Consider the following 12745-nt stretch of genomic DNA (forward strand, 5'->3'; position numbering starts at 1 on the left):
TGGATGCATGGCCAAGATGTATATGCGTCACTGCGCTCATCGTCCGTTCTGCCGTAACCGGAATTCCGGCCGCCACTTCGTCGCCGCGCCCGGCACCACGGCCGTCGATCGGCGGGCTGGAGACCTTCTGGATCATCGTCCGCATCGATCAACATTCATCAGACACGCCCTAGTACTTGAGCAGATTCACGTCGTCCACCGAGGCGGAGCGGCGGGTCCGGAAAATCGTGAGAATGACTGCCAGGCCGATGACCACCTCCGCGGCGGCGACGACCATCACGAAGAAGGCGATGATCTGGCCGTCCAGCGTTCCGTTGATCCTGGAGAACGTGACCAGGGTCAGGTTCGCCGCGTTGAGCATCAGCTCGACGCACATGAACACGACGATGGCGTTGCGGCGTAGCAGGACGCCCACCGCACCGATCGTGAACAACAGCGCGGACAGAATCAGATAGTTCGCGGGATTCATCGCGCTGCCCCCTTTCCGGCCCCGACCGGGTGCGGGCTGTCCGCGTCCCCGCCAGCGGAATCACCGGAATCACCGGAATCACCGGGATGACCGGGATCGTCAGAAGCGGGCGGAAGCGCTGGCGTCACATCAGCCGCCTGGGGCCTCGCGTACACGCCTGGTCCCGGCACCGGGGTGACGGGGCCGCCAGCGGCGAAACGCCGCCGCAGCATCTCCTTCTGCGTGATTTTGCCACCGGCCCGCTCACGATGAGCAAGTATCATCGCGCCGACCGCCGCAATGATCAGCAGCGCGGACACGATCTCAAAAGCGAACACGTAGTCGGTGAACAGCAGACGGGCGATCGCCTGGATGTTGCCGCCGTTGTTGGCGGCAGCAAGCCCAGCGGCTTTCGTCCCGCTGATCACACCACCAATCGGGAACACCAGGAGCCCGGCAAACCCGGCCCCGAGGACGATCGCCGCCATCCGCTGGCCCCGCAGGGTCTCCACAAGCGAGTCGGCGGAGTCCACCCCGACAAGCATGAGCACGAACAGGAACAGCACCATGATTGCCCCGGTGTACACGATGATCTGTACGAAACCGAGGAACGGCGCGTCCTGTAGCAGGTAGAACACGGCCAGGCAAAAAAGGTTCACGACCAGCAGCAGCGCACCGTGAACGGCGCTGCGGGCGAGCACCATGCCGAGCGCGGCGAGGACCGCGACCGGGGCGAGGACCCAGAATGTCGCGGCTTCACCGCCGGACGTCCGGGTGAACTCACCCGCCGCCTGAACCAGGATCGCGGCGTTCATCGGACCAGCTCCGGATCCCCGCCGGACACCGCGTCCAGGCCGGGTGACCCGGAGCCCGCGCCGCCCTCGGGCGTGAAGTCCGCGGCCCTGGCCCCGGAGGCGTCGAACGGACCCGAACGGTTCGGGTCAAACCGGTAGTAGTCCGTTTCGCTCTCGCCAAGAAACATCGGATGCGGCGGCGCCGTCATCCCCTCCCGCAGCGGGGCGAGCAGCTGTTCCTTGGTGAAGATGAGGTCAGTGCGGCTGTCGTCGGCGAGCTCGTAGTCGTTTGTCATGGTCAGCGCTCTGGTCGGGCACGCCTCTATACACAGGCCGCACAGGATGCAGCGCAGATAGTTGATCTGGTAGACACGCCCGTACCGTTCCCCCGGGGAATAGCGTTGCGCCTCGGTGTTGTCGGCGCCTTCGACGTAGATCGCGTCCGCCGGGCACGCCCAGGCGCACAGTTCACACCCGACGCACTTCTCCAGCCCGTCAGGATGGCGGTTGAGCTGGTGCCGGCCGTGGAAGCGGGGCGCGGTCGCCTTCTTCTCCTCCGGATACTGCTCGGTCGTCGGCTTCTTGAACATGGTCGAGAAGGTGACGCCGAAACCCTTGTAGGGGTCGAGGATCCCCATGGCTCAGCTCTCCTGACGCGGTCCACCCGCGACGATGACGGAAGATGGGCGATTCGGGCCGGGGCCGTACGGCGGCGACGGTGACTTCGACGACGGCTGCGGTGGCGGCCACGGAATCCTGTCCAGGCTGGGTGCGTTGCGCGTGCGCTCCCGTTCAGCGGCCTCGAGACGCTCGGCGTGCTTGCGAGCGCCGGGGTCGACCAGCGTAATGATCAAAAGAATTCCCACCGCGATCCCGAAGCCGATCAGCCACGGCGTCCGGTCGGTGACATTCTCTCGATATACCTTGAACGTCGCCACGGCGAGCAGCCAGACAAGCCCGACCGGAATCAGGACTTTCCAGCCGAACGCCATGAACTGGTCGTAACGCAGCCTCGGCAGGGTGCCGCGCAGCCAGATGAAAAGGAACAGGAAGGCCAGTAGTTTCAGCACGAACCAGATCACCGGGAACCAGCCGGTGTCGAAGTGCGAGAAGTACGGGATCGGCGGCGGCTGCCACCCGCCGAGGAACAGCGTCGTCGCCACCGCCGACACAGTGACCGTGTTGATGTACTCGGCAAGGAAGAAGAAGGCGAACTTGATCGAGCTGTACTCGGTGTGGAAGCCGCCGACCAGCTCGCCTTCGGCTTCGGGGAGGTCGAACGGCGTCCGGTTGGTCTCGCCGACCATCGCGATGCAGTAGATGATGAAGGACGGCACCAGCACCACGTTCCACCAGTGGCGCTGGCCAGCGACGATGCCCGACGTCGACAGCGTCCCCGAGTTGAGGAAGACCGCGACGAACGACAGCCCCATCGCGACCTCGTAGGAGATGATCTGTGCTGCCGACCGCAGGGAACCCAGCAACGGGTAGGTCGACCCGCTCGCCCAGCCGGAGAGAATGAGCCCGTACACGCCCAGCGACGACGCGGACAGCACGAACAGCACCGCGACCGGCAGGTCCGCGAGCTGCAGTGCGGTGTGATGACCGAAGATCGACACTTCCGGCCCGAACGGGATCACCGAGAAGGCCAGGAAGGCGGGGATCGCTGAGACGACAGGCGCGAGGATGAAGACCGGCCGGTCCGCGAGAACCGGGATGATGTCCTCTTTGAGCATCAGCTTCACGCCGTCGGCAAGGCTCTGCAGCCAGCCCTTGGGCCCGTGCCGGTTCGGGCCGACACGCTGCTGCATCCGAGCGACCACCTTGCGCTCGAACACGATCGCGAAAAGCGTCATCAGCAGGAGGAAGGCAAACACCGCGACAGCCTTGAGGAGGATCAGCCAGAGCGGGTCACCACCGAAGACCGACAGATCCGGATCTCCGGCGGCGGCCAGCGGCGGAACCGCGGGTGCCCCGAACGAGGATGGATAGCTCATGACCGGCCCTTCGAGGTCTGGGCAGCGGCGGCGTCCATGGCGGTGTCCATGGCGGCGTCCACGGCGGCGGGACCGGCCTGGGCCGTGGCCAGCGCGCGGGCCTGATCGCGGCCGTTCGCCGGGGTGCGGGCAGCCACGCCGACCCGTACCAGCTCGCCCGCGCGGGGTGCCAGGCAGCGGTGGAGGTGCGACCCCGGTGAATACGTCGGGACCCACACCACCCGGTCAGGCATGACCGCGACCGCCAGGGGCAGGGTGATCGTCCCACGGTCGCTGGCGACCGCGACCAGATCGCCGTCGACCGCTCCGATCTCACCGGCTGTCGCCGCGGACAGTCTGGCCTTCGGCGGACGGGCCGTCCCCGCGAGATAGGGCTCGCCGTCCTGCATCCGACCGTCATCGATCAGCTGGTGCCAGCTGGCCAGGACGGCTTGACCGGCGGGCGGCTCAGCCGGCACCGGCGGTGTGACCGCCGGTGCCGGCGCCCGCTGAACCTCGGCACCGGCACGGCCGATCCTGCTGAGCTCGCGGGCGGCCGCGCCGGGGTCCGCGACACCCAGCGCCACCCCGAGATGGGCGGCAAGCATGTCCAACACCCGCAGGTCGGCGAGGGCCGGCGTCTCCAGCGCCCGTTGGAACGCGCGCAGGCGTCCCTCCCAGTTGACGAACGAGCCCGCCTTCTCCGCCACCGGCGCGACCGGCAGAACGACATCGGCGACCTCAGCTACCGCGGACCGGCGAACCTCCAGCGACACGCAGAACGGCACCGAGGCGATCGTCTCCAGCGCCACGGCCGGATCCGGCAGGTCGTCGACGTCCATCCCGGCGACGACGAGTCCATCGAGCTCACCGGCAGCCGCGGCGGCAAGGATGGCCGCGGTGTCGCGGCCCGGCCGCGCTGGGACGGCCTCGCCCCAGACGGTCCCGACCTCGGCGCGGGCCACCGCGTCCGCGACCGGGCGGCCACCCGGCAGCAACGAGGGCAGCACGCCCGCGGCGAGGGCGCCCCGTTCACCGGCGCGGCGCGGTACCCACGCCAGGCGCGCGCCGGTCACCTCCGCGAGCCGGAGGACCGCGGTGAAGGTGCCAGGCGCCTGCGCGGCCCGCTCCCCCACCAGGATGACAGCCCCGGGCGCTCGCAGCGCGCGACCGGCTGTCCCATCCCCGGCCGCCAGGCTCGACAGCAGCGCCGCTTCCCCACCGGGGGTGACGGGCAGCAGCGTCCCCGCCATCTTGGCCAGCCCCCGGCTGGCCAACGGCGCCAGCGCGAAGACCGCCGTCCCCCGCTTGGCCGCGGCCTTGCGCAGCCGCAGGAAGATGATCGGCGCCTCGTCCTCGGGCTCCAGGCAGACCAGCAGCACGGCGGGTGCGCGCTCGAGATCCGCATGGGTCACCCCGATGCCGGTACCGGCAACGGCGTGGGCCAGGAACTCCTCCTCCTCCGCCGAGTGCGGCCGGGTGCGGAAGTCCACGTCGTTGGTGCGCAGGACAAGCCGGGCGAACTTGGCGTAGGCATAGGCGTCCTCGCGGGTCAGCCGGCCGCCGGCCAGGACGCCGACGCCATGACGGTCCCGGCATTCCGCGAGCCCGCGGGCCGCGAACGCGAGCGCCTCGGTCCAGGAGGCCTCGACGAGCTCGCCGGTGGAGTCGTCCCGGACCAACGGCGTGCGCAGCCGGTCAGCGGCGCTGGCGTAGGCGAAGGCGAACCGGCCCTTGTCGCAGTTCCACTCCTCGTTGACGGCCGGGTCCTCAGCGGCGAGCCGCCGCATCACCTTGCCGCGGCGGTGGTCGGTCCGCAGCGCGCATCCGTCGGCGCAGTGCTCACAGGTGGTCGGGGTGGAGACCAGGTCGAACGGCCGTGCGCGGAAGCGGTAGGCCGCGCTGGTGAGCGCCCCCACCGGGCAGATCTGCACGGTGTTGCCGGCGAAGTACGAGTGGAACGGCTCACCTTCCGCGACCGCCACCTGCTCGTCCGAGCCCCGCTCGAACAGCTCGATGAACGGGTCACCCGCGATCTGCGCGGAGAACCGGGTACAGCGCGCGCACAGCACGCAGCGCTCCCGGTCGAGCAGGATCTCGGTGGAGATGGCCAGCGGCTTCGGGTACGTCCGCTTGGGTTCCTTGAACCGGGAGACGGCCTTGCCGTTGGCCATGGCCTGGTTCTGCAGCGGGCACTCGCCGCCCTTGTCACAGACCGGGCAATCCAGCGGATGGTTGAGCAGCAGGAACTCCAGCGTCCCCGCCTGCGCCTTGGTAGCGACGGGCGAGGTGAGCTGGGTGCGCACGACCATATCGGCCGACACGGTCGTCGTACAGGAGGCGACCGGCTTGCGCTGCCCCTCGACCTCGACGATGCACTGCCGGCAGGCCCCGACGGGGTCCAGCAGCGGATGGTCGCAGAACCGTGGGATCTCGATCCCGAGGAGCTCGGCCGCACGGATGATCAACGTTCCCTTGGGAACGCTGACCGGCTGGCCGTCGATGGTCAGGGTGACAAGATCCGGCGGTGTGGGCACGGCCGGGGGCTGCGAGGCGCTGCTCGTCGACACGGTTGTCATAGTGATCAGTGAGCTCTCGCGAGGGCGTCCGGCGAACCGGCGACGCTGTCGGTGGCGGCGGATTCGGTAACGGCGGATTCGGTGGCCAGCGCGCCGGTACCGGCATGGCCCGGCGCGGACCCAGTGGGCACGGCCCGGAGGAACTCGTCCCGGAAGAACGTGATTCCCGAGACGATCGGCGAGGTCGCGCCGTCGGCAAGGGCGCAGAAAGCCCGGCCGAAGATATTGTCACAGGCGTCAAGGAGGGTATCGACGTCCGTTACGTCGCCTTCACCGCGTTCAAGCCTGGACAGGATGCCCACCATCCACGGCGTCCCCTCCCGGCACGGCGTGCACTTGCCGCACGACTCGTGCGCGTAGAACTGGGTGAGACGCCGGACGACCCTGAGCATGTCGACGGTCTCGTCCATGATCATAATAGCGGCCGTGCCAAGCAGCGAACCGGCTTCGGCAACGCCTTCGAAGTCCAGCGGGACGTCGAGATGGTCGACGGTGAGCATCGGTGTCGAGGATCCGCCAGGCGTCCAGGCCTTCAGCCGCCGCCCCCCGCGGATGCCGCCGGCCATCTCCAACAGCTCGGCGAGGGTGGTTCCCATCGGTGCCTCGTACTGGCCCGGACGGGTCACGTGCCCGGACAGGCTGTAGATCTTCGGCCCGGGGGAACGCTCTCGGCCCATCGATCGGAACCACTCGACCCCGCGCCGGACGATGTACGGGACGCTGGCGATGGTCTCGACGTTGTTGACCACCGTCGGCGATGCGTACAGCCCGTGCGTCGCCGGGAAGGGTGGGCGCAGCCGAGGCTGGCCGCGGCGGCCCTCCAGGGAGTCGAGCAGCGCGGTCTCCTCGCCGCAGATGTAGGCACCGGCGCCGGAATGGACGACCAGGTCCAGGCTGAACCCACTGCCGAGGATGTCGGCGCCGAGGTAGCCGGCGTGATAGGCCTCGGCGACCGCGGCCCGCAGCCGGCGCCCGCAGTGCACCAGTTCCCCGCGCAGGTAGATGAAGGCGTGGTTCGCCCGCACCGCAAAGGAGGCGATGATGATGCCCTCGATCAGCGAATGCGGGTCGGCCATCATCAGCGGCGCGTCCTTGCAGGTGCCGGGCTCGCCTTCGTCCGCGTTGATGACCAGGTAGTGCGGTTTGCCGTCCCCCTGCGGGATGAAGCTCCACTTCATGCCCGTGGGGAAGCCGGCGCCACCGCGGCCCCGCAGACCGGAGTCCTTGACAAGCCCGATGATGCCGTCCGGACCCATCTCCAGCGCCTGGCGCAGCGCCTGGTAACCGTCGGTGCGTTCGTAGGTGGCGAGCGTCCAGGACTCCGGAGTGTTCCAGCGTCCGGTGAGGACCGGGGTGACCGGCATGGTCAGCTCCCCTTCGTCGGATGGTCGGTCGGCACGGTGTGGGTCCGCCTGGCAGCACCGGCCGCGGTGCCGGCCGGCGTGCCGGCGTCCGCGATCAGGAGACCCGCGACGGATGGTTCGCCCACCCCCGGCCCGGCCACCGCGCCGGGGCGGGGGTCGTGGAAACCAGCCAGCTGCCGGGACGCCTCGACAAACGTGCACAACGGCGCGCCGCGGGTCGGCACCGGGCGTTCGCCGCGTTGGAGCGCGTCCACGATCTCAACGGCGGAATCCGGGTCCACCTGGTCGAAAAACTCGTAGTTCACGGTCATCACCGGTGCGTAGTCGCAGGCCGCCAGGCACTCCGCATGCTCCAGGGTGATCGCGCCGTCCGGCGTCGTCTGATCGTGGCCGACGCCGAGATGCTGGGAAAGCCGGGCGTAGACGTCCTCGCCGCCGAGCAGCGCGCACGACAGGTTCGTGCAGACCGACACCAGCCAGTCGCCGGCCGGCTGGCGCTTGTACATCGTGTAGAAGGTCGCGACCGCGCTGACCTCGGCCTGGGTGATACCGAGTTCGGTAGCGCAGAACTCGATCCCCTCAGCCGTGACACAACCGTCCTCTGCCTGTACGAGATGCAGCATGGGCAGCAGGGCCGAGCGGGAACGGCCCTGCGGGTACCGGGCGATGATGTCCCGCGCGGCGGCGCGAGTCCGTTCGGTCATCGGCATCAGCGATCAACTCCCCCGAGCACCGGGTCGACGGACGCCACGCCGACGATCACGTCCGCGATCTGGCCGCCTTCGGTCATCGCCGGGACCGCCTGCAGGTTGACAAAGCTTGGATCACGGACGTGGACGCGGTGCGGCCTGGTACCGCCGTCGCTGACCACGTGGTAACCGAGCTCACCGCGGGGCGACTCCACCGCTGTGTACACCTGCCCGGCCGGAACCCGGAAGCCCTCGGTGACCAGTTTGAAGTGGTGGATCAGAGCTTCCATCGAAGTACCCATGATCTTACGAATGTGATCAAGCGAATTACCCATCCCGTCAGTGCCGATGGACAACTGCGCCGGCCAGGCGATCTTCTTGTCGGCAATCATCACCGGGCCGGGGCGCAAGCGGGCCAGGCACTGCTCAATGATCTTCAGCGACTCGCCCATCTCCTCCAGCCGCACGAGGTAGCGGGCGTAGGAGTCGGCATCCAGCGAGGTGGGGACATCAAAGTCGTAGGTCTCATAACCGCAGTACGGCATGGTCTTGCGCAGGTCCCAGGCCAGTCCGGCCGCGCGCAGCACCGGTCCGGTCACGCCGAGCGCGATGCAGCTGGCCGCGTCGATGTAATTGACATCGACCATGCGGCCCTTCCAGATCGGCTGCCCGGACAGCAGGGCGTGGTACTCCCTGATCCGCTTCGGCATGTCGTCGAGGAAGGCCCGGATGTCGCGTTCGACCCCGTCGGGAAGGTCCTGGGCCAGCCCGCCAGGCCGGATGTAGGCGTGGTTCATCCGCAGACCGGTGATCGCCTCCAGGAGATCCAGGATCTTCTCGCGCTCCCGGAAACCGAAAATCATCCCGGTGGTAGCGCCGATCTCCATCGCCCCGGTGGCGAGCCACACCAGGTGGGAGGCGATCCGCTGGAGTTCCATCACCAGCACGCGGATGACGGTCGCCCGCTCGGGGATCTCCTCGGTGACACCGAGCAGTTTCTCCACGGCCAGGCAGTAGGCCGTCTCGTTGTACAGCGGCGAGAGGTAGTCCGCCCGGGTGAGGAAGGTGACCGCCTGCGTCCAGGTACGGAACTCACAGCTCTTCTCGATCCCGGTGTGCAGGTAACCGATCACGACCCGGGTCTGGACGACCGTCTCGCCCTCGATCTCCAGGACGAGACGCAGCACCCCGTGGGTGGACGGGTGCTGCGGGCCCATGTTGACGGTGAGGCGCTCGGTGTAGTCCTCGCCAGCGCCGAGCACCTGCTCCCAGTCACCACCGGTAACGGTGTAGACCCGTCCGCTCGCCGATTCGGTGAAGCCGGCCTCGTAGGCGGCCGCGGGAACGCCAGCGGGGACATCCGCGGGGACATCGTCGGCCGGCGGCCTGGCGAATGTGTTGGACGTACTGGATGCGCTGGATGCGCTGGACGTCTCGGCGGCATGGGTGGTCATAACGAACCTCGTTGGTAAGGACAGCGCGCGGTGGGACGGCGCGCGGTGGGACGGCGCGGGTGAAGCCCACGGCGCGGGGAGATACGGACGATCACGAGTAGCTCCGCCGCGCATCGGGCGCCGGCACCTGGGCGCCCTTGTAGTCGACGGGCACGCCGCCAAGCGGATAGTCCTTGCGCTGTGGGTGACCGGTCCAGTCGTCCGGCATCATGATTCTGGTGAGGCTGTCGCGACCGGAGAAGACTATGCCGAAGAAGTCGTAGGTCTCCCGCTCGTGCCAGTCCGCGGTGGGCCAGACGCCCATGACACTCGGGACAACCGGGTCATCGTCGGCAAGAGCGACCTCGACCCGGACGCGGCGGCGCCAGGTCATCGACAGCAGGTGGTAGACGGCGTGCAGCCGCCGGCCGGTCGAGTCGTCGGGGTAGTCCACGCCGGAGACCCCGCACAGCAGCTCGAAGCGCAGGCCCGGATCGTCCCGCAGCGTCCGCGCGACCGCGAGCAGGTAGTCCCGCCGCACATGCAGCGTCAGCTCCCCACGCTCGACGACCACTCGCTCGAGTGCCTCGGTGAGCTGCGGGAAAGAGCGCTCCAAGGCGTCGTAGACCGTGTCGGCATCAGGATCGCCGAAGGGCCGTGCGGTCGAGGCCGGAGCCGGAAGGTTCTCGACGAGACCACCGAAACCGGAGGTGTCGCCGGAACCGGACGCGCCGAAGGCGTCACGCCGACGCGATCCCCCGCTGCCCGCTGCCTCCGCCAGTGCCCCCCGCGCGGCGGGCTTCGCCGGCGTGCCCCGCGCTTCGCCCGAACCCGCCGGGATCTCGCTCATGTCTCGTCCCCGTGATCCGCTACGGCCCCGGCGGCCGGCACCGCACCCAGGTTGTCACCGATCGCACCGCCAGCGGGCGAACGCGGCCCACCGGTCGGACGGGCTTCGCCGGCCGGCTTCGCGCCGGGCACGGGGCGCTTCATCCGGCCGAACACCGAGCCGGGCGCGATCGAAGCGGGCCGACGGGTGTCAAGTGACGGCTCGACCGCGCCGGCCCCGGTCGGCACCGGGGCACCGGCGGGAAGGCGGAACCGCTTACGGTCGTTGACCGACAACGTACTGGTTTCCAGCGCCCCGGCCGGCAGACCGGCCCGCGCGGTAGCCACCTCGATCGGCTTCGGGTAGGGCGACTCGCCGATCTTCGTGTATTCGAGCTTGCCTGTCACCGTGCCGGTGAGAATCTTCTCGTGCAGCTTCAGGATCGCGTCCATGAGCATCTCCGGCCGCGGCGGGCAGCCCGGCAGGTACATGTCCACCGGGACGATGTGGTCCACACCCTGCACGATGGCGTAGTTGTTGAACATCCCGCCGCTGCTCGCGCACACGCCCATCGAGAGCACCCATTTGGGCTCGGGCATCTGGTCATAGATCTGGCGCAGCACCGGGGCCATCTTCTGGCTGACCCGGCCCGCGACGATCATAAGGTCAGCCTGGCGCGGGCTGGCCCGGAACACCTCCATGCCGAACCGGGCGAGATCGTAGCGACCCGCGCCCGTCGACATCATCTCGATGGCGCAGCATGCCAGCCCGAAAGTCGCCGGCCACAGGGAGGACCGCCGCGACCAGTTGGCCATCTTCTCGACGGTCGTGAGCAGCAGGCCGCCCGGCAGCTTCTCTTCTAGTCCCATTCGAGGCCTCCACGCCGCCACACGTACGCGTAGGCGACGAAAACGGTGGCGATGAACAACACCATCTCGACCAGCCCGAAGATCCCCAGGCTCCCGAAGGCGACCGCCCACGGGTACAGAAAAATGATCTCGATGTCAAAAACGATGAACAACATCGCGGTCAGGTAGAACTTCACCGGGAACCGGTGCGGACCGGCCGGCTCGGGCGACGGCTCGATTCCGCACTCATAGGCGTCGAGCTTGGCGCGGTTGTACCGCTTCGGGCCGACCAGCGACCCCATGATCACAGATCCGATCGCGAACGCTGCCGCGATTACTAAAAGTACGAGGATCGGCACGTAATTCGACAGCATGCCGAGCTCCTCTCTGCAGGTCTCGTGCGGAATGTGGCAGTGGCGGTGCGCAGTTGACGATCATTTCCAAGCGACCCGGGGCTAGCTGATCGGATCGCGCCAGGGAGCCTACGCGACATCCGATCCGAAGGTTCACACCGGTTTGCCCCGGAGCGGCAGGTGATGTCCGGCGGCATCCGCCGAGGCACGTTTCGACCCGCTGGCGACCCCGGGGCCGCCGATTGCGCGAAACAACCATAATCGCGCGAACTCGTTGGCCGCCGATAGCCTTCGGCGCCGCCGAGCCTACGGAGAAAACCATGATCGCATGCTCGTCGACCTAGGTCGCGGGTGCGAGCGTGGACATCGCGTTGATCAGACGATCCAGCGCATCACCTCCCCGCGGGTCCGTGAGATTCGCCAGCAGCTTCAGGGTGAAGCGCATGAGCGTCGGTCGCGGCAGCCCGTACCGGGTTGCCGTCCGCATCACGGCCGGGTTCCCGATCAACTGGACGAACATCCGGCCAAGGGTGTAATAGCCGCCGTATCGCTGCTGGAGGACATGCGGGTATGCCTGCAAGGCCCGTTCCCGCGCCGCTCCCCCCGCGCGGGCCAGTGCCTGCACGGCTACCTCGGCGGCGAGGCGCCCGGACTCCATGGCGTAGGCGATTCCCTCACCGTTGAACGGGTTGATCGCACCGCCCGCGTCCCCGACGAGCATGAGGCCGTCGCGATAGTGCGGCGTGCGGTTGAAAGCCATCGGCAGCGCGCCGCCGCGTACCGGGCCGGTCGCGTTCTCCTCGGTGTAGCCCCACTCCGGCGGGAGGCCGCCGAGCCAGCGCCGGAGCAGATCCTTGTAGTCGGTGTTCTGGAAGGCGCTGGTGGTGTTCAGGATCCCGAGCCCGACATTGCTCGTCCCGTCCCCAATACCGAAGATCCAACCGTAGCCCGGAAGCAGGCGGGAGGCTCCCGGCGCGCCCTCCCACAGTTCCAGATGGGATTCCAGGAAGTCGTCGTGGGTACGGGGGCTGCGATAGTACCGGCGTACGGCGACCCCGAGCGGACGGTTCTCGCGGCGGCCGATGCCGAGCGACAGGGCCATCCGCGCGCTGTTGCCGTCAGCGGCGATCACCAGCGGAGCGCGGAACTCGACCGGTTCCCCGCCGCGGCCGGCCTTCGCGCTCACGCCGATGACCCGGCCCGTACGCTCGTCGAGGACCGGTCCGGTGACCGCGGTCCGCTCCCGCAGCCTGGCCCCCGCGCCCTGCGCATGCCGGGCGAGCAGTTCGTCGAAGTCGCGCCGGGGACGGACGAGGCCGTAGTCCGGCCAGCTGGCGAGCTCGGGCCAGGGCAGCTCGAGCCGCGCCCGGCCGCTGATGATCCGCAGGCCGCGGTTCCGTGCCCATCCAGAGTCCGCCCGAACGCCATTCCC

At 68.6% G+C, this 12745-nt stretch carries 12 protein-coding genes; all 12 read right to left on the reverse strand.

Annotation, left to right across the window (positions count from 1 at the left end; translation table 11 throughout):
- Positions 1 to 169 precede the first annotated feature (169 nt).
- Positions 170 to 469: an NADH-quinone oxidoreductase subunit NuoK gene (gene nuoK / locus MJ783_RS03585; protein ID WP_239308471.1), complete on the reverse strand. Its 300-nt coding sequence runs from the start codon at positions 467 to 469 to the stop codon at positions 170 to 172.
- On the reverse strand, positions 466 to 1263 hold the full coding sequence (locus MJ783_RS03590) for an NADH-quinone oxidoreductase subunit J (protein ID WP_239308472.1): 798 nt from the start codon (positions 1261 to 1263) through the stop codon (positions 466 to 468). The genes nuoK and MJ783_RS03590 overlap by 4 nt, the downstream gene beginning before the upstream one ends.
- On the reverse strand, positions 1260 to 1880 hold the full coding sequence (nuoI, locus tag MJ783_RS03595; protein WP_239308473.1) for an NADH-quinone oxidoreductase subunit NuoI: 621 nt from the start codon (positions 1878 to 1880) through the stop codon (positions 1260 to 1262). The genes MJ783_RS03590 and nuoI overlap by 4 nt, the downstream gene beginning before the upstream one ends.
- Positions 1881 to 1883: 3 nt before the next feature.
- Positions 1884 to 3239, reverse strand: coding sequence for an NADH-quinone oxidoreductase subunit NuoH (nuoH, locus tag MJ783_RS03600; RefSeq protein WP_239308474.1), 1356 nt, complete (start codon positions 3237 to 3239; stop codon positions 1884 to 1886).
- Complete coding sequence (locus MJ783_RS03605; protein WP_239308475.1) at positions 3236 to 5797, reverse strand: NADH-quinone oxidoreductase subunit G; 2562 nt, start codon at positions 5795 to 5797, stop codon at positions 3236 to 3238. The genes nuoH and MJ783_RS03605 overlap by 4 nt, the downstream gene beginning before the upstream one ends.
- 5 nt (positions 5798 to 5802) lie before the next feature.
- The gene (gene nuoF, locus MJ783_RS03610; protein ID WP_239308476.1) at positions 5803 to 7161 is read right to left on the reverse strand and encodes an NADH-quinone oxidoreductase subunit NuoF; all 1359 of its coding nucleotides are present in this window, start codon (positions 7159 to 7161) and stop codon (positions 5803 to 5805) included.
- A 2-nt stretch (positions 7162 to 7163) separates the two neighbouring features.
- Positions 7164 to 7871 (reverse strand): NADH-quinone oxidoreductase subunit NuoE, encoded by a 708-nt coding sequence (gene nuoE, locus MJ783_RS03615; protein WP_239308477.1) that lies wholly within the window; start codon positions 7869 to 7871, stop codon positions 7164 to 7166.
- Complete coding sequence (locus MJ783_RS03620; RefSeq protein ID WP_239308478.1) at positions 7871 to 9304, reverse strand: NADH-quinone oxidoreductase subunit D; 1434 nt, start codon at positions 9302 to 9304, stop codon at positions 7871 to 7873. Before MJ783_RS03620 ends, nuoE begins: the two co-directional genes overlap by 1 nt.
- Positions 9305 to 9395: 91 nt before the next feature.
- Positions 9396 to 10133: an NADH-quinone oxidoreductase subunit C gene (locus MJ783_RS03625; protein ID WP_239308479.1), complete on the reverse strand. Its 738-nt coding sequence runs from the start codon at positions 10131 to 10133 to the stop codon at positions 9396 to 9398.
- Positions 10130 to 10981 (reverse strand): NADH-quinone oxidoreductase subunit B family protein, encoded by an 852-nt coding sequence (locus MJ783_RS23520; RefSeq protein ID WP_370651424.1) that lies wholly within the window; start codon positions 10979 to 10981, stop codon positions 10130 to 10132. The genes MJ783_RS03625 and MJ783_RS23520 overlap by 4 nt, the downstream gene beginning before the upstream one ends.
- On the reverse strand, positions 10972 to 11331 hold the full coding sequence (locus tag MJ783_RS03635) for an NADH-quinone oxidoreductase subunit A (protein WP_239308493.1): 360 nt from the start codon (positions 11329 to 11331) through the stop codon (positions 10972 to 10974). The genes MJ783_RS23520 and MJ783_RS03635 overlap by 10 nt, the downstream gene beginning before the upstream one ends.
- A gap of 322 nt (positions 11332 to 11653) precedes the next feature.
- Positions 11654 to 12745 (reverse strand): geranylgeranyl reductase family protein (locus tag MJ783_RS03640; protein WP_239308480.1); only part of this gene is annotated, 1092 nt, incomplete at its 5' end.

The organism is Protofrankia sp. Cj3 (assembly GCF_917627355.1).
In the GTDB taxonomy this organism is placed as follows: domain Bacteria; phylum Actinomycetota; class Actinomycetes; order Frankiales; family Frankiaceae; genus Protofrankia.